The organism is Biomaibacter acetigenes (genome assembly GCF_003691585.1).
Classification (GTDB): Bacteria; Bacillota; Thermosediminibacteria; order Thermosediminibacterales; family Tepidanaerobacteraceae; genus Biomaibacter; species Biomaibacter acetigenes.
Window position 1 is genome coordinate 3,259,402 of sequence record NZ_CP033169.1, and the last position, 18,485, is coordinate 3,277,886.

The window sequence follows — 18,485 nt, forward strand, 5'->3', positions numbered from 1 at the left end:
AATATGCCGTTATTTTTATAGTTTTACTATTATGCAACCTGTGAAATTTTTTTCTGAACGGTTTCCACAGTCAAATTATTGAGAGGAAGTATTTCTTTAATTTTACCGTCATGCATTATTACAAAGCAGGGCTCTCCTTTTATTCCAAGCCTTTCGGCCATGGTTTTGCCTTTATACACATCGATCTTGTTGTATTTTATTTCGGGATGGTTTTTACTGAATTCCTCCACCATGGTCATCTTCTCCCGGCACATATCGTCGGTAGGATCATAGCACAGCACCATCTGCGGGCCTTTTACACCTTTGAATTCGCTTTCAAAATACTCGGTTTCCGCTATATACCGCTCCAGCATAAACCCCGCGATGGCGCCGTCCCCCACAGATGTGGCCACCTGGCGCAGGATCTTATCCCTGACATCGCCAACGGCAAATACGCCCGGAATATTCGTCTCCATTTTTTCGTTAGTTATGATATAACCTCTTTCGTTCATGTCTATAATGCCTTTGAATATCTCAGTATTCGGCAAATACCCTATGAACAGGAAACAGCCGTCAACCTTAACAGGAATCCTCTCACCGGTCTTTACGTTCTTGAGTATTACCGTTTCCAGATTATCTTCTCCCACAAATTCATCGACAACAGTATTCCAGATGAAGTGAAGTTTTTCATTTTTCATGGCCTGTTCCTGTGCCACTTTATTGGCATCCATTATTCCGACATCGTGAATGACGGAAATGTAAACTTTATTGGCGAATTTTGTGAGGAAAATAGATTCTTCAATAGCAGCATCCCCGCTGCCTACCACCAGTATGTCTTTCCCTGTATAATAAGCCGCATCGCAGGTGGCGCAGAACGAAATGCCCTTGCCGAATAAAAACTTATCTTCTCCCCTGGCGCCCGTAAGACGCGGTTTGCCGCCGGTGGCGATTACCACGGCTTTGGCGTGATAATCGGTACGCATGGTTTTTACAACCTTGGTCTCGCCTTCTAATTCCACGCCGGTGACCTGGGCCAGTTTTATTTTTACATCAAACTTCTTTACTTGCTGTTCGAATAATTTCATCAGACCCTGACCGGTATTTCCCTCAGGAAAACCCGGGTAGTTTTCGATTTCATTCGTATAGGTGGCAAGCCCGCCCATAAGAGTTTTTTCCAGAAGAAGAGTTTTCAGGCGGGCTCTCCCGGCGTATATGGCTGCCGTCATCCCCGCAGGGCCCCCACCTATGACCACGACATCGTATTGTTCAACCTTTTTTTCAGGCATCTTGATTCCTCCTACAAAATATTTAGTCGAACAGCGGGAAAAATTCCCGCTGTCTTCTCATTTCCACTCTGCCCCCGCCAGAATGGGCGGGAGAGTAAACCAGTCTACATGAAGTACTTTGTCAGAAGCTTGGAACCGAAATAAGCCCCAATGAACATTGCTATCATAAACACCCAACCATGAAGCGACATGGAAGCCGTGCCGCTAAATAAAGCGCCGATGTTGCACCCATAGGATAATCTTGCCCCGTAACCCATCAGCAAGCCGCCCAAAACTGCAGCTATAACCTGTCTGTAGCTCTTTATCTTCTTCACCCTAAACTGAGATGCAAGCAAAGTGGCAAGAAGGGCCCCGAAGATAATACCCAGGTTCTGTATGGAGCCTCCATCATTTAAAAACCCTCCTGCCAGCGCTTTTGCATTGGCTTCCGACTGGTAAAATGCCCAGGTTTCTGGATGAGCTCCAAACGCCTTTGCTATCCATGCTCCCCAGTGCGCAAAAGATGTAGTTACTCCCCAACCATGATTGGAAAATGCCAGTAACGCTATGTTCAGGAGGCCCAGCAGTATTGCTCCCAGCCAGTACGGGAAGGGGTCGCGAAGCAGGGCTTTTTTGTGCCTTTCAACTTCTTCGGCGTATCTGCTCACATTAGTCCCCCCTTATTTTACTTTGTCTTTTCTATATAAACGTCCCAACGTCCCTCTTCTACTTCTTCAATCTCCACAGGATAACCCTCTTTTCTGGCCCATTCAGGAACATTTTTAATGGCACAGCTGTGGTCTATTTGAACAATAAGTAAATCTCCGATTTTAAGTTGTTTTAATTTATTCTGGGTTTTTACTAATGGAACGGGACAAGCCTCACCCAGGCAATCTAAATAAACTTCAGCCATTTTAATCGTCTCCTTTTTGTGATATTGTCATTTAACATAATTTATACTACATTAATACTATACGACACTATGCAGCCTTGCGGTAATCCCACCAGAGCGCCAGCCAGTATATTGCAAACAGCATCAAAAGCTGTCCGAAAAACGCCACTGGCCAGCCCAATACATCTGGAAGGAAAATTGCGGGCGCCGATTTAATTAAATTTGCTTTAGCCCATCCAAAGTTATAAGCTCCAAAAGCGGACCCCACTATGAAGAATACCAGAGCGATCATATTCATTGTATATGCTTCTCCAACCCTCATTAACGTACCGGAAGCGCACCCGCCGGCTATGACAGCTCCAATTCCAAATAATATTCCGCCTATCAGTGTGTGGATGCCCACCGGGCTTATGTTCCCAGGGATGGGTTTCCCGGCTGTGAATGCTGCAAACTGGATAGCTGAAAATCCTACCGTAGCTACCGCTATCGCAATAATTACCGCCCGGAGCAAAGACGTGGATCCTGTAAGCACGGGATCACGCATGGCAGCGGTAAAACAAAATCTTGATCTTTGCAGAACAAAACCAAAAGCCAGACCAAACATCCATCGTACGGCCAGTGGAGCTTTTATGTTTGCTAAAAATATTCCGAAAATAACTGCTATAATCAGCACAGCTATACCATACCCTAGTTGATTTTTCTTTTTGGCCGCGGGTTTAGCCGAAGATTTTATTCTGGACTTTAAAGAATTTTCGGGCTGATCCACTAAAACACCCCCTTTGCTTGCTTGTTCTTGTGAAGGCCTTCACTACTTTAATTATATTTTTTTCTTTCTGGGCTGTAAAATTACTTTATTTTATGTTATTATAAGTATACGTTATATTAGAAAATTGCGATGTATTTTGTGATAGTGGGGGTCAGCACATATGAATTTAAACATGCTGAAGGCTTTTATTACCGCCGCTGAAGCCGGATGTCTCTCGAAAGCTGCAGAAAAGCTTTTTATTTCCCAGCCCGCATTGACGCAGCAGATAAAGCAACTTGAAAATCACTTTTCAGTACAGCTTATAGAAAGGAGCAACCGTGGTGTTTCTCTTACTGAAGCGGGGGTTATTTTAAACGATTATGCCGCCCGCATTGTTGCACTATATGAAGAACTCGAAAGCAAAATAGATGGTTTGCGGGCATCCGTGAGCGGCAATCTGGTTGTAGGCGCCACTTCTGTTGTGGGCGGTTACGCCGTGCCCTGCAGTATTTTTATTTTTAAAGAAAAATACCCGGAGGCAAATATAAAGTTAAAAGTGGGAAATCGAAGTCAGGTGATAAGCGACCTGAAGGAAAATGCAATCGACGTAGCAGTAATTGAAGGTGAAAAGCCCAGAGGGGCATTTAAAATAGATGAAATCGCCACCGATGAAATGGTAGTAATAACCCCCAACAAAAAACCCTGGCAGGGTCGAACAAGTATCAGGCTTGATGAATTTCTCAGACAACCGCTTATAATGAGAGAAAAGGGTTCTGGTACATGGCAGGTCATTGAGAAGTGCCTGAGTGCTGCGGGCATAGATAAAGACATGCTCAACATTGTTATGGAACTCAGCAATGTCGATTCTATAAAAGCTTCTGTAGAAGCTGGCCACGGCATATCAATCATGTCCAGGCTGGCATTAAAAAAAGAATTGCACAATCGCAGTCTGCTTGCACTGAAACTTGAAAAAGTAAATATACTACAAAAAATATACCTTGCCTATAAGCACGAAAAAGTTCAGACAAAAGTGGCCAAGGCATTTATAAATTTTATGCATATGCCGAGCAGGGGATTCTGTTAATCTTTTTTATTGCTTGATTATTACTCTCCATATACCGTTATCTATTTCCTTTGCTTTTGCTTTTATACCCCTTTTTTTCATGTCATTAATGATATTTATAGCCGCACAACTGTGGTCGGTTTCCAGTACGATAAAATCGCCTGAACGCAATTCTTTAAGCTTTTCCTGTACCCTTATAAGCGGAGCCGGACAGAAGTCGCCTATGCAGTCTATATAATGCTCGGTCACGCCCATCACCCCTGAGTTTATAATTTTTTAACATACAAAACGCAATCGAAAAATGCATGGAGCTTTTCATCGGGAAATTTAAAACAAAAAAATAACCACAAAAAAAATAAATCACCTCTTGCTTTTATTATAAAACATGGTAAAATTATAAACAATAAAATAAAAAAATAGCGATGACGGAGAAGAAGAGATCATCAAGCCTCACAGAGAGCCGGGGAAGGTGAAAGCCGGCAGGTGGAAGATCTCGGGCCGCTCCGGAGTTGCAGGCTGAAAGATGGTATCGAGTAGGCTGTGCCGGAATTTTTTCCCGTTATCAAAATGAGGTGGAGCTTTGCTCAACCAGGGTGGTACCGCGAGAAAACCTCGTCCCTTATTGGGGCGGGGTTTTTTGTATCTGGAGGTATTTCCCCGGAATGTCAAGGGGACGCCCTTTGACAGAATGTGCCACAGGAACCGTCCCCGTGACACACTGTTTGAGCAGCTCAACTAGGGTGGTACCGCGGAATCCGTCCCTTTTTAGGGACGGATTTTTTACTTTGAAATACTTGTAATTAAAAAACAAAATGTGAAGTAGTAAAAAGGGTCTCTGTCTATTTTGAGTTGTTACATTTCTGCGAAAAAACCTAAATTCATAAAAGTTATGGGAGGTTGTTAGAAAATGAAAATATCAACCTTAGTGCAAAATATAAAGCCTTCGGGCATAAGGCGCTTTTTCGACCTGGCCGAAAAGGACCCGGATGTGATTTCCCTGGGGGTGGGAGAGCCGGACTTTACGACGCCCCTGACAATACTTGAAGCTGCGCAAAAAAGCCTGGTAGAGGGTGACACTCATTATACGTCAAACGACGGAATGTTTTTACTGCGGCAAAAGCTTTCGGAATATCTCAAGGCAAGGTTCGGGCTTCACTATAATTTCGACGGAGAAATAATCATAACGATAGGAGCCAGTGAAGCTGTGGATATCGCTCTTACTACAGTGCTTTCCCCCGGTGACGAGGTACTCATCCCAGAACCCTGTTTCGTGTCCTACGCACCCTGCACCGCCCTGTCCGGCGGGGTGCCGGTGATGGTGCCGACCCGGCCGGAACATGGCTTTAAAGTCACGGCGGAGGAACTCGAAAAACATGTCACGCCCCGGACCAGAGCGCTTTTGATGTCCTATCCCAACAACCCCACCGGCGCCGTCATGACCCGAAGGGAGCTTTCGCCTATTGCAGATTTTGTTAAAAAATATGATCTGGCGGTGATATCCGATGAGGTCTATGCGGAACTCACTTACGGACATAGGCACGTGAGTATCGCATCACTGCCCGGCATGAAAGAGCATACCTTCTTTATAGGCGGTTTTTCCAAAGCCTTTGCCATGACCGGTTGGCGCATCGGATATCTTTGCGGCCCCGTAGACGGCGTCCAGCAGGCCCGCAAGGTCCACCAGTACAGGGTTATGTGCCCCCCCACCGTGAGCCAGGCGGCGGCACTGGAAGCCTTAAACAGCGGAGAGCTGGAGGTAAATCGTATGGTGGAAGAATATGACAGGAGGAGAAAGGTCATGTGCCGGGGCTTGAGAGACATGGGTTTTGACGTGCCGGACCCTGAAGGGGCATTCTATGTCTTTCCATCCGTGCAGCACACGGGCTTTTCCGGCGAGGAATTCGCCGAAAAGCTCCTTGAAAAGGCAAAAGTGGCGGTAGTGCCCGGCAGCGCCTTCGGCCCCAGCGGCGAAGGTCACATCCGCTGCTCCTATGCCACTTCTATTGAAAAAATACATGAAGCTTTGAACCGTATCGAAATGTTTATGGTAGGTAACCCCGGCAACAGACGTTTCTTATAACTCCTATAACATGATGTTTTCCCTGTAGTCCTTCTGGAGGTCCTTTTGCAGAAATTCCAGAAAGCGCACCAGCATGGCAGAGGCTTCTGCCCGGGTCATGACCCTGTTGGGGTTTACGCGGTTTAAGCTATCCCCCTCGATGATATTTATCTCCCGGGCCACATAGATGCTGTCTTTTGCCCAGTAGGGAATGCTGTCATCGTCGGAAAAAGAGGTCTGATAACCGGGATTGGGCGCCTTGTTGCCGAAGCCCAGGGCGCGAACGAGAATGGTTATGGCCTGGGCCCGGGTGAGAGGATCTTTGGGCTTGAAACTATCTGTGGTGACTCCGGTCACTATGCCTTTGTCCAGGCCTTCTTTTATGTAGTTATAATCGGGGTCCTGAGGACTTACATCCTTAAAGGGCGAAACCTCCGGCGGCTGATTGCGGCGGGTGACAGCCTTCTTTTGATTATCCATAGATGACCTTATGTTGCAGGCTCTTATGATGCCTTTTATAAATTCCTCTCTGGTCATGGAAGATTCGGGCACAAAAAAGGATGAATTGGTGTCAAACACATCCAGAGAATACAGTTTTTCTATGTAATCCTGAGCCCAGTGTCCTTCCACATCCCTGAATTTGGGCACTATCAGCCTTTCAACCCGGGGTACCATCTGCGCTGAAAGGCTTATCGAATCCTTATTTCTCCTGCTCCTGTCGGGAATATAGCCGCTCATCTGTGGCAGGTTGTATTCATATCTTGAAACCATTTCCCTTCTGGTGGTCCTCACATATCCACCATTAAAGCTGGAGAGGGTGGCTTCATTGTCATAGTAGCTCAGGCTTTTCGTCATGCTGTCGGAAATTTGAACGTTTACGGTGCCATTCCATGAGACCGGCTTTTTTTCATTATCCTGTTCATCCATCACATATCTCTTTGAGCTGATGGAAAGTTCCATGATCTGGGTTTCGGTGCTTCCCCAGAAATTTTCATACCCCACATTGCCGCCGGTGATTTCTATTACTACCTCTCCCTCATTTTTATTTATGGTATAATACTTGCGGCCGTTAAAATTCCCTGAGTAAAAGTCCGAGGCGGGCCTGTTGTCTATCACATCAGATTTGGAAAACTGGTAATCTTCCAGGTTATACTGGTCCTTGCCGATAACGATTTTTTCGCTGTAACTTCCCACACTGGTCCGGGCTATGGCCTGGCCTTTGTCGTTTCTCCTGTCATATTCGGTGGTATATGTCACGGTCCTCCTGAGCTGGCTCTTCTCCGATATGTCCGGGGTTGTGAGGTCAAACCTGTAGCTTACCGTCTTCGAATCCCCCTTTTCCCTCTCAGTGATGCTTACGGTGCCGGTGAATTTCAGAGGTTTTCCCGTGACAAACACCATTTCTTCATAGGTATATTCGTTGTTGACACCGCCGGAAAACTCTGTGGGGGCTGACAGAGCATATTCCGGATTTATGAGGACGGAACATATTAAAAAAAGCATCAAGAATTTTTTCAATCTAACACCCCCGGTTATTTTATCAATAGAATTTTGCAGTAGAAATCGTCTCTAACGCTGTAGACGATATCCCCCGGTTTAACACTCTGGTAGGGAATCACTTTACTGTCTTTTATCACAAGGGCGGTGTCTATACCCATCCTGACTGGCTGATTTTTGGGCATCCACTGGTTTTTGCGGCTGCTCCAGTCCCTGGCGTCTTTTACCGTAATGGTGATTCCTGTCATGGGATCGTCTTCAACGGATTCCACCGTACCGGCTGTAATCCTCTGCCTGAGCAGGGAATCCATGCGTTTTTTCACGGCCACCGCCACGATGCGGTCGCCGTCGGTATACATATAGCCGTACCAGTCCTTTAAGCCTTTATCTTTCGCATAGTCGCTCTTTTCATCCACCGCATAATCCTTCGAGTAAAATTCCTTGCGGCTGATTTCTTTTTTCTCCTCAAGGTCATAAAAATAGGTATCGTCATCGAAATAAAGCTTTTTGTCTTCATCAAAGGATTCCCATTCATTCCTGTTCAGAATGAAGAAGTCCGTAAGGGTCAATTGATTTTCCACAATCTCATCAAGCCTTCCGGCAAACAGAAAGTTCTGGCCTATGCTGGAGTTGTTTATGGCCTCATCATATATGTATACAATATCTGCCGTGTTCTGACTCCCCCTGCCATCGGCCACTATCAGGGCATCGGAGTCAGGATTTATGGAATATTTATCTATAATCCTGCCATTTTTTATGAATATGGTGCCATCATTAAAGGATATATTCTTCTTGTTGAAAAGTTCGAAAGCCCCAAAGTACCAGTTAATGTCCTCTATTTTATCACTTATCATTATCTCGCTCTGATTTTTTATGACCATTTTGTAGATGCGGTCTTTGCCGAAAAAATCCCTGGCCGCCAGGTATGCTGTTTTACCCCTGAAATATTTGAGGTTGTTCAGGGGGATTTTACTGCCGGCTGTAAAGATTCCCACGTCATCGGATAGCTGAAATTGCATGACGCTCTCCACATCCTTCCAGGTCCCGTCAGTGAGAACTTTTACATCATTTAACGTAATCCTGCCGTAAGATTTGTCGGTAACCTGCAGTGTGCCTCTATAAAGGGCTTTCACTTTTATGGAGTCGCCCTGGATGCTTATCCTGCTTATTATGGTGGAATCTGCCTCATCGAAGAAAAACCTCACGCTGTCACCTTCATAAAGGGTGGATAATGGGACATTCCGGCCGTTTTTCAGCGCGATGGTGGCCGGCGAGGTAAAATAGGTTTCCTCCCGGCCGGTGGCAAGTTTTATTATGATCTGGTTCCTGTCTATCTTTTTAACCACGCCGCTTCTCACCTTGCCGCCGGGGGGTATGTACCCCGGGGTTTCGGTGGAATAGCCCTCCATATATGTTACATTCTGGCCCAGATGGAGAATATATACCTCCATGCCAGCCCTGAAATCGCCCCAGGAGGCGGGAAGATTGTCTATCTTAAAAAGGGTGCCGGAGGTAAAAGCCAGGGTGCTGACCCTGCCGTCATATTGTTCTACTGTGACTTTTTGGGCGCTAATATCCTTAATGTAGCCCTCCAGGGGCGACCCGGCGGGGTGGTACTCCGTATCTCCCCGGGAAAATCCGGGACTGAGCATGAAAATAAATGCTGCCAGAAACAGGGATATAAATCTTTTCATCATGCTTTTTACCTCCTGCTTCCTATTACTGCAAATCTTCCCATACTATCGATAAGGGCGCTCACTGTAGAGCCGCCGGGGCTTTTTGCAACTTCCTGCCATGTACCCGTGTAGTCGTCATACCTGCACAATGCGATACTGCCTAGCCTCCTCAAACCTGCCTTTGCAGTGTCGTATTCCAGGGTAATTTGCATGGAGGAGCTCAGGTATTCCATGGGGGTGGAGTCTGCTCCCAGATAAAACTCGGCCTTCAAAACATACTGCTGCGAAAGCAGCGTCTTTCCCTTTACGTCCGGGCTCCCCTCATAAGGAGTGACTGTGAACCTTACTCCCGCATCGCGCCTGGACCTGTACTGAGACACTTTCGATGTATCGAATACACCGGGATTAAACTTTATGGTGAAGTCTTTTCCTGTAATTATGATATCTGCTGCGTCTTTCTTTGTTATCACTGCTGCAGGGATACTCACAACAGCTTCTTTCACCCCTGTCGAGTCCTGAGTTGTAAGGTCTATCCTGGTTTCATCCTTATAGTCATCAAGGCCTATGGTTACACTCTGGGCACCACCGGCAGTCTGTTTTTGAGTCTTTTCTTCGATGCCGCCGTCCTCATCAGGAGGGCCGGCGGTTTTTCCAGTCTTTACGGTGTTACTTTCGGCCGAGGGCGGAGAGGAACCGAACCTGCCTATGGCCTTAACTATGAATTTATATCTGGTATTGGGCTCCAGGTCGCTGTACAGGTAGCTGGTGAGCACGGTAGAGCCTATAAATTCAATTTCATTGTCATCAATGACCACGTACACCTCATATTCGCCGGCTCCATCTACCCTGTTCCAGTTAATTTTTATATAGCGGTCATATACCAGCTCCGCATAAACTCCCAGGGGGGCCTGCAGTTGTGTCAGTTCATAAATGAGGTCGCTATAAACTTCAGTAGCGCCGCCGTCGGGATTTATTACCATGATGCCGCCGGTCCCCACCTTCCCGGGAGGCGTTTTTACCGTCAGTGTATCGGAGTCGATGAATTTCACTTCGGTGCCGTCGGTGCCCGTTTCTAGTTCGTAGGGTATGCCTTCGATGTATATGATGGTTCCCGTGGCGGTGTTTTCATCTTCCACCTTCTTTATAGAGGGATTGAATATGACTCTGGCGCCTTCCTCAAAGCCCGAACCCTTTAGCTTTATCTCCTGGCCGCCTTCAACGGAAATGCGGGTTATCCTGGTAATCTCCGCTGGGTCCGTCGGGTCCACCACTGCCGATATCCTGGGACTGCTCAGGTATGTAAAGCTGCCGGGGTTGGAAAGTTCACCGTCAGGATTTTCAACTTTCACTTCCACTTTTCCGGGGGCGTGGGGCGGTGTGGTAACAATGATAGTCTTGTAGTCCACCACTTTCACATTGTCCTGCGGCACGGTTACCCCGCCAAAAAACACCTTGAGACCTTCCCGGAAATCCTTTCCTTCTATCTTCACTGTGGTCCCGCCGGTGGAAGGTCCATAGCCGGGGGTTATCTTCTTCACCGCCGGGGCGGTTTCTCCTTTTATGAACATGATGTATATGGGCCTGGGAGTGCATTCATCAGAGGAAGCCATACCTCCGTCTTCATTTATTACCACCACCCGGTGAAGTTTGCCCACGGCGCTGTCGGGCACCGCCGGCATGGTAAAGGTAAGTTTTGAGGGAAGCATATAGGTTATATCCTGGGGTTTGATGGTTACGAGGTCCGAAATCTGTATCCTCGCATTTTCCCGGAAATCACTGCCTATAATGCTTACCGTGTTGCCGCCCTTATAGGTCATGTAGAGGACTTTTACATCCCGACCGTTTATATTCTCCTCCTGGGGAGAATTTCCTTCCTTTGTGATATTGATGATGGCAGGCTTGCTGGCAGGGTTTTTATATTCAAACTGGCCTTGAGCCGTGCCGCCGTCGGGATTTATGACCGTGACATCCACCTTACCAATGGTGTAATAGGCGGGTGTTGTCACCACCAGATGCCCGCTGTTCATGAATTCGGCGCCGGGGGCATACCCTCTCTCCACAAAAAGCCTTCTGTCCGATATTTCAAGGCATATGAGCTCCCCACCCCCATAATTTATATCCCCGGTACCGCTGTGTGCCACCAGCTGGTTGGTGGGATAATAGAGCACGCTGCCATCATAGTTTATAGTACCGCTGGTATAGGTCAATCCTTTTTCACTTATCTCCAGCAGCACCCGGCCGCTGGCATATTCCACCTTGAGGCCTCCGGCAAGATATACGGTGGTCCTGCCGTTGTCTATTCTTCCTGAATTTTCCTGCTCCCGGGGTATATCCCTGTTGGTGATATTACCGAAACGCACCAGCACTTCCGGGGGCGTCTGCCCATTGTAAACATTGATATTGCTCTTCATAAACCCGCTGCCGAAGATTTCAACCCGGTCCCCTCCCTGTTTCTTGCCTTCGGAGGGCACTATACTTGTTATGGACGGGTTTGATGACTGGTAAGTGAATTTAACGCTGTTTGAAATCCCCGAGTCGTTGTTTACTACATAAACATCCACATCTCCCGCTGTGCCCGGCGGTGTAGTGACCTTAAGGTAGCCGTCGGAAAACTCCGAGACCTGGGCAATTCTATTTCCGAAGTAGACTCTGGGTAAAACTGAAAGGGCGAAATTGCCATATTCATCACTGTTCTGCTTCAATTCCTCGACGGTCTTCCCCCTGAAGTCATCCCACTGCCCGTTGCCGCTAATATCCTGGTAAAGTTCGTTTTCATCCCTCATTTGATTCCTGTTGTCATCATTGAAAGGTTCGAAGAAGCGGAAATCTCTTCCGAAAATCTCCACCACTTCCTGTCCCGCGGCACTTCCCTTCTGGGGCACTACCCTGGTAATCTGGGGATGGCTGGTGGGCACCACATATGTAAATCCATCCTCCTTGCCGGCGCTGGCCCCGTCGGGGTTTATCACCACCACGGGCACGGTAATGCGATCGGTGCCCTTTTCCTTGCTCAGGTCTCCCGAAAAGGGCGGAACCTTGACAGTAATCTTGCCGCCGTCTACGCTCACAAAAGTGTCCTCTTTTCTAACTTCCACACCGTTTATGAAAACCCTGGTCTTATTGATGCCATCGTCTTTAAAATCGGAACCGCTGATGTCGATGGTATAACCCCCGTCAGTGGAACCCCTGTCGGGAATAATCTCTTTTATAACGGGCTTCGACTGGGGCTGGGTATAGTAATAAAATCCCTGTTCATTCAAGCGGCTGTCCTTTTTTGTGTCGGGGTTCAATACCGTCAAATCATACCAGCCGTCACCGAGGGTCAGTATGGGGACTTTGAATATGATGGTGTTTTTGTCCACCACCTTAACCGCATCGCCCACGATTTTTCCATTGGTGTCCACTTTAAAGGGTGTTTGCAGGGTAAGACATACTTGGGGAGAAGCTTCGGGACCGATAATAATCTGTGTGGCGCTGTCATTTTGTTTTAAAGTCAGGCTATAGTCGCTGCCGCCTACCTGGCTGGCGTAAAGCTTGCCATCTTTGACTGTCACCCTGTAGGTGTTGTTTACACCATCTGAAATCATGGGGTTGCCCTGGGCATCAAGGCTGATGGCATAAAACTTGCCGTTTTGCTCATCGTAAAGGATTACGCTGTGCCAGTAATCGGCCAGCCTGGCGTATGTTCCCCCGTCAGGATTCTGCCCGATGCTGATGATATCATCATCTGCCGGTGACATATAATCCCGGAGGAGAATTTTCTTCGTAACCGGGTCTATATTATACTGGTTGATATCCTGCCCCTCCAGCAGGATTCTGGTACCTATGAGCTTATATATTTCATCGGGTCTGGCCGTGGGGGTCCTGCGCCAGGAAATTGTCGCCCTTTATCTGCACCAGAGTGCCGGTGTTACCGGATTTTGGTGCAAAATCAGTGATCCTGGGGTCCGTATAGGTCTTTACATAGTAGAAATCCCTGACTGCCATGCCTCCTCCGGGATTTATTACCTGCAGCTGAGTGCTTCCTTCCCTGCCGGGAGGAGCCTTGAAGGTTATGGTCCTGCCGTCCCCTGACCTTGTTATGCCCGATACCTCCCTGCCGTCGATAAAGACCTTTACTCCATCCTGAAAATTGCTTCCCCTGACGGTTACGTTTTCACCGCCTTCCACCGTAACCGCATCGGGAATGACGCTTTCCACAACGGGCATCTTACTTTCATTGGGCAGCAGGAATTTGACCGTCACCGAAGCATCGGAGGAAAGCCCCGGTTTGGAAGAATTTCTTATGGGGTTGGTGATTATTACGGGTATGGCCGTACCTATAAATGCTTCCGGCACCTCCGTCCCCGCAGGGATTACAGCCACGATCCTTGTCCCTATTTCATTTCCTGCAGTGCCATCCAGTATGTTTCCCCCGCTGTCTTCCACATAGACCCGCAGGTTCGGGTTAGAGTTTTTATCCAGGACGACTTTGCTTGCGGCATTGCTGAACTGGATAATGGGGTAACGGGTTACGAAACCTTCGATTTCATCATTGTACTTATGTATCAGAAAATCCTTGCCGCTGATGGCTATGAGCAGGTCCTGCCCGATCCTGTATTTGCCATCCTGGCCTTTTTCAATGAATATCTCAAATGGAATCATACTGATGACTTCGGGTTTTACGGTGCTGGGGATAAAGGTATAAGCCTGCGGCAGTTCTGCCCTTTCGGTAAACACAAACTGGCCGGTATCATATTTTAGCGTGGTCTCGGTTTCCACCACCACATCCCTGATATAGTTTCCATCGTCTATGGTAACGGGTGAAACCATAATGTTGAGCTTATCCATTTCCGGGGAAAAAGTGGAATCACTCCTGAAAGTGGCCATATTGCCTATGATTACGGTAATTTTTTTGGTAACTTCCGTAATATCCCTGCCATTGTATGACGCCACTTTCTGACCGTTTTTTTGCCAGGTTCTCACCAGGACCGGATGGTCTTGCTGTTCATTGTAGATAAAATCGGTCACGGTGACATCCGGTTCCATGGCAAGATCATCGATGTTCAGGCTTCCCAGGTACCTGCCGGATATGGCTGCGGGAGAACCCGTATCGGGGCCGCTGCCGGGCTGAATGGTGTCGATTCTGGCGCTCCTGTATCCATCTATCACCGTAAACTTCTGGTCAAGGATTTTTTCGCCCGTAACATAATCCATAGGGTCGGAGCCGTCAGGCACTTTGTTGGTTATCACCACGTAATATTCGCCCTTTTCCAGGTTTGGAACTTCTACGGTTAAAATGTCTTTTTCACCTTCGGCATTGTATTTGTATGTGGGATTTTTACCTCTGTTCGCTGCTGTATAGGGATCGGTGCCATCGATTCTTTTCAGGAAAAAAACATCATACAGATTCAGAACATCAGCTTTAAAATATATCTTGCTGCCTGCAGGCCCCCTGTTGGGAAACATCTGCAGGTCACCTGATATGTTGAGGTCTTGAACCAGTCTGAACTGGTCCGTGTATTTATAAAAAATATCCACGTTTACTTTATTCGTGTAGTTGCTGTTAAAGACTATATCTTCCGTCTGCCACTTGCGCTCGATGACTATATCCTGCAGCCCCAGTTCACCGGTGGGATTGTTTAACGTAACGCTGTCGTTGGAAACAAACAAACTGTTGTCTATTTTTGTAAAGGCAATGCCCCTGCCGTATGTCACCGAAAATTCATTTGAGCTTCTTATTAAATTAAAATCGGAACCGTATATGGTGGTGCTTCCCGTATCTTTCTTCACCGTCCGGGGATTGATTCCGCTTACGGCAGGCATAATGCCTTTATCTCCAATATTTATCGATGCTCCACCCACCGTAATCTTGGTTATGCCTTTCAGTGCCTCCCAGTCGGCAGGATTGGTAAATTCAAAATATAATGTATCATTGGTATTTATTTTGGGATTTGACAGCAATCTGGGTTGGCCCGAGACAAAAACCTGTACGCTGGCGTTCTGGATATTCCTGCCTTCTACGGTTATATACATGGACTTTTGTATCTGGCTGGCATCAAAGGTTTTGCCGATGGTTACATCGGTCACATAAAAATTATCCGGGTCAAAAGCTGAAGCCTTCCTTACATTCCACGGGGCCAGGGTAAAAAGCATCACAGCAGCTAAAGCCAGGGATATTAATCTATAACCTTTTTTCCGCATTAGGGTATTCATCTCGTTTTACCTCCCTCCACCACTGCAAAGATACCGGGGTGCTGGCTGGTTATGGTGACGGTCCCGTCAGGTTTATTCACCGTGAAGTATTCTTCCTGCCAGGTCCTGAGATCTTCATCGTACCGCAAAGCCTTGAGATTATCGCCGTTGCTCTCTTTGAAGGGTATTACAACTTTTATGCCGGTGACCTTGAAATTTTCGCCGGTAACCCGGATGAGGTCGGATTTTACCCTGCCGATGCCCAGGCCGGACTTGAGCTTTTGGGAAATGGAGGGCTCCACCCGGCCTAGTATTATCTCCACATCCCGGCTTTTTGCCAGCGGGTCCAGGGTTACATTGTACAGGGATATGTCCGCCCATTTTGAAAGGGTATCCAGGATTTCTATTTTGTCTTTCTCACTTCCCCGGAACCGGATTTTCCTCACCAGCACATCCGGACCCATAAGCTCATCCAGGTTAAGCTCAAGATGGCTTTTATCGGTATAATCCCGATCCAGCATGAGAGTGTCTTCGCTTTTGTCAAAGCTGCCCCTCACATCGCCCAGCCTGCCTTTATATTTTAAAACATAATCTTCTTGCAGTTTAGACCTGCCCTCCTTTACCACGCTGAGGGCTCCGTAAATCTGATATTCATGATCATCATCATTGACAACTTTTACGGTGTAAATCCCGGGCTCCAGACGGTCGCTTCCCGACGGAAGGTATACTTTCAGTATGGGCGACCCGTCTTCAGCGGTGCCTATCTTCACTTTCCGGGCCTTTATATCATTAAAATACACTTTTACATCCGAACCGTTAAAATAATTTCCTTTCAAAATAATCGGCACATCTTCGTCGTAATTTTCCGCCACGCTGCCGCTCTCCACGCCGGTTACCACCGGCACCGCCATGGTGGTAAAACTCCATGTTATCACATCATTCCCGGATAATATCTCATCCTGGCCGCCATAGTAAACAATGCCCGCATTAATCATAACGGTATACGTCGTCTGAGATTTCAGGGGCTTTACGGGTATATAAAGATACGCTTCTTTTGTGCTGCTGTTTTTTACAAATATGTAATTCGATATGTAGGATTTTTTCAATGTTTCATCCTGAATGTTATATATATAGTTCAGGAACTCGGTGTCAATCATGGAAATCTCATTCTGACCCTGAGAATAAAGGGTGGAAGTCCTCAGCAGATCCAGGCCGCTGGTTTCATCAAAGGTCAGGCTGCCGTCAACATCGGAAAAAGTGACCTTAAGGAAGAATCTCTCCACACCGTTGATATACCGCGGGCTGAGTTCTTTCTCGTTATACCAAGCGCCATCATTGCCCGGATATGTGGATTTCACCACGGGTTTTCCCCTGGGACTTATTTCGAGCCTTACACCGTCATTTTCCACCGGATTGTTTTCTCCAGTAAAATAAAGTCTTACGGCATATGTGCCGCTGCCGCTGTCCCTGCCCAATGAATTAACAACGCCGCTGTCTCTCAATTTCACAGTAATTTCCGTCACATTTTCAAACTCCAGATCCTGCTTTCCAATGGTTAAAGCGGGGCCGCCTGCAGCATTTCCGGCCACCGGCAAAAGTTCCACCTTTTCTACATCTTCAGTAAAGTTGTATCCTCTGATGGTAAAGGATGCACCGCCGTTGTAGATGTCCAGCACATTCAGGGAAGAAGGGGATATGCTGTAGATGCCGCGACTTTCGGCGGCATTGCCCCGCACCACGAATTCCATATTCATGGCTGAAAGGAATACGCCCTGCCTTGACTCAAACACATCTTCGCCTATGCTCAATTTATATAGTTTCCCCCACTGCAGCTGATGTTCCGGGAAAATCTTGATCCTGGTCTTTTTCACACCGTTTTCAAAATAATATTCCAGCCGTACTCTTTCAATGTTTACACCGGCGCCGGTATTGTAACCTTCCGAAAGCACGATTCTGTTGAAAGCCGCCGTGTCCCCGGCCTTAAAGATGACTTCCCCGTCGGTATTTAAGACGATGGGATTGGAGTCGCTGTAAGCCGGAACACCGTAGACCCTGGAAGAACTTATTCCCACCCAATGGACCGCCGAGCTTCCGGCGGCCGGTGCGGTCCAGAAATAAAAAATAATATCTTTTTCAGGGTTATATCCGTAGCTGTCTTCCACGATTCTTTTATCGATAAAAAGCCTGTACCGGTTGATGTTCATCAAAGAAAAGCCTGGTTTTACCTCGAGAGTGTTGCCGTTCACTATATTTATCCGGCTGACCGGCACCCTCTGGGATTCATCGGGGTTTACGCCCGGGATGCCCTGCCCGTAGACATATTCCACCACGCTGTCATAAAGCCTTCCTGAAGGATCATATGCGGTTTCGAGGGGTTTGGGAATTTTATATAGCTTTACCATATCCTGCAGGTTGAGTTTATCCTTTTCTCTGTCCCACTTTATATTTCTGTCGAAGCGGATGTAAATACTGCCATCGCCGGAAAGCCTGGTGCCCGAAAGGGAAGTTATGTCGTCACCGCCATAGGGGCTGGAGGAAAAACCTGAGATTTCCGGCCTTTGACCTTCTCCCGAAGTGGTAAAATTAAGTACCATGTCATCATTGGTTATGTTGTTATAATCCCTGAACCTCACACAGCCGGCCCCAAGGCGCACCGTATAGGGGGTACTTCTTCTCAGGGGATTGGGGTCGTCATTTATGTCTATGTTAAGCGTTTTCCCATCGGAAGAAAGATATATTTTGCTTTTATCCAGAGCATATTGTTCTTCGCCGGATTTCACGGTTATATTATCCCTATTCAAAATTTCGACGGGGTACCGGAAGGTAAATTTTATGGTGGGCTCCACTTCCACCCCCTCTTGACCGTCTGAAGGATATGTAGAGCTGAGCATGTTGTATGTAGTAAAATCCAGGGTTATGCCGCCATTATAGACGGTTCCGCCGCTGTTTTTGAGCTGTACGGCACCGCTCTGAATTGCTATAGTGAATTTAGAAAAATTTTTTATAGCGGCTCCATTTCTGGCCTTGAGGACAAGCTTGCTGTTTTCGGCATATACGTCAAAATCGTTCACAAAAGATGCGCCCGTCAGATTCATGGAAGGCTCCAGCGGAACCGCTGTGATCGACATCCGGTTC

Annotated in this window: 12 protein-coding genes and 1 other annotated feature; of the genes, 2 read left to right on the plus strand and 10 right to left on the minus strand. The window is 47.2% G+C overall.

Annotation, left to right across the window (positions count from 1 at the left end; translation table 11 throughout):
• Positions 1-29 precede the first annotated feature (29 nt).
• From D2962_RS16665 to D2962_RS16680, 4 genes are all read right to left on the minus strand, one after another.
• Entirely contained in the window at positions 30-1,265 is a 1,236-nt protein-coding gene (locus D2962_RS16665; protein ID WP_122015630.1) for an FAD-dependent oxidoreductase, read from the minus strand.
• A gap of 104 nt (positions 1,266-1,369) precedes the next feature.
• Positions 1,370-1,912 carry a YeeE/YedE thiosulfate transporter family protein gene (locus D2962_RS16670; RefSeq protein WP_122015631.1) on the minus strand — a complete coding sequence of 181 codons (543 nt, stop codon included), beginning with the start codon at positions 1,910-1,912 and terminating at the stop codon, positions 1,370-1,372.
• Positions 1,913-1,929: 17 nt separating this feature from the next.
• A complete protein-coding gene (locus D2962_RS16675; protein WP_122015632.1) occupies positions 1,930-2,157 on the minus strand; it encodes a sulfurtransferase TusA family protein in 228 nt (75 codons plus the stop codon).
• Positions 2,158-2,224: 67 nt separating this feature from the next.
• Positions 2,225-2,902: a YeeE/YedE thiosulfate transporter family protein gene (locus tag D2962_RS16680; RefSeq protein ID WP_120766014.1), complete on the minus strand. Its 678-nt coding sequence runs from the start codon at positions 2,900-2,902 to the stop codon at positions 2,225-2,227.
• 160 nt (positions 2,903-3,062) lie between these two features.
• Here D2962_RS16680 and D2962_RS16685 point away from each other — a divergent pair, with 160 nt between their 5' ends.
• Complete coding sequence (locus D2962_RS16685; protein WP_120766015.1) at positions 3,063-3,965, plus strand: selenium metabolism-associated LysR family transcriptional regulator; 903 nt, start codon at positions 3,063-3,065, stop codon at positions 3,963-3,965.
• A gap of 6 nt (positions 3,966-3,971) precedes the next feature.
• On the opposite strand, the gene D2962_RS16690 is transcribed toward D2962_RS16685, so the two are convergent.
• Positions 3,972-4,193 (minus strand): sulfurtransferase TusA family protein, encoded by a 222-nt coding sequence (locus D2962_RS16690; protein WP_162991275.1) that lies wholly within the window; start codon positions 4,191-4,193, stop codon positions 3,972-3,974.
• A 164-nt stretch (positions 4,194-4,357) separates the two neighbouring features.
• Positions 4,358-4,567, plus strand: a binding site (T-box leader).
• Positions 4,568-4,851: 284 nt separating this feature from the next.
• On the opposite strand from D2962_RS16690, the gene D2962_RS16695 reads away from it, so the two are divergent.
• A complete protein-coding gene (locus D2962_RS16695) occupies positions 4,852-6,024 on the plus strand; it encodes a pyridoxal phosphate-dependent aminotransferase (RefSeq protein WP_122015633.1) in 1,173 nt (390 codons plus the stop codon).
• Between the two features lie 3 nt (positions 6,025-6,027).
• Here D2962_RS16695 and D2962_RS16700 read toward each other — a convergent pair whose 3' ends face one another.
• The 5 genes from D2962_RS16700 to D2962_RS16715 form a co-directional block, all read right to left on the minus strand.
• A complete protein-coding gene (locus D2962_RS16700; protein WP_245984794.1) occupies positions 6,028-7,521 on the minus strand; it encodes an S-layer homology domain-containing protein in 1,494 nt (497 codons plus the stop codon).
• Between the two features lie 14 nt (positions 7,522-7,535).
• Positions 7,536-9,197: a hypothetical protein gene (locus tag D2962_RS16705; RefSeq protein ID WP_245984796.1), complete on the minus strand. Its 1,662-nt coding sequence runs from the start codon at positions 9,195-9,197 to the stop codon at positions 7,536-7,538.
• A 5-nt stretch (positions 9,198-9,202) separates the two neighbouring features.
• Positions 9,203-12,916 (minus strand): IPT/TIG domain-containing protein, encoded by a 3,714-nt coding sequence (locus D2962_RS18940; protein ID WP_245984797.1) that lies wholly within the window; start codon positions 12,914-12,916, stop codon positions 9,203-9,205.
• Between the two features lie 100 nt (positions 12,917-13,016).
• Positions 13,017-15,371 carry an IPT/TIG domain-containing protein gene (locus D2962_RS18945; RefSeq protein WP_245984798.1) on the minus strand — a complete coding sequence of 785 codons (2,355 nt, stop codon included), beginning with the start codon at positions 15,369-15,371 and terminating at the stop codon, positions 13,017-13,019.
• Positions 15,368-18,478 (minus strand): Ig-like domain-containing domain, encoded by a 3,111-nt coding sequence (locus tag D2962_RS16715; protein WP_122015634.1) that lies wholly within the window; start codon positions 18,476-18,478, stop codon positions 15,368-15,370. The genes D2962_RS18945 and D2962_RS16715 overlap by 4 nt, the downstream gene beginning before the upstream one ends.
• Positions 18,479-18,485: the final 7 nt, after the last annotated feature.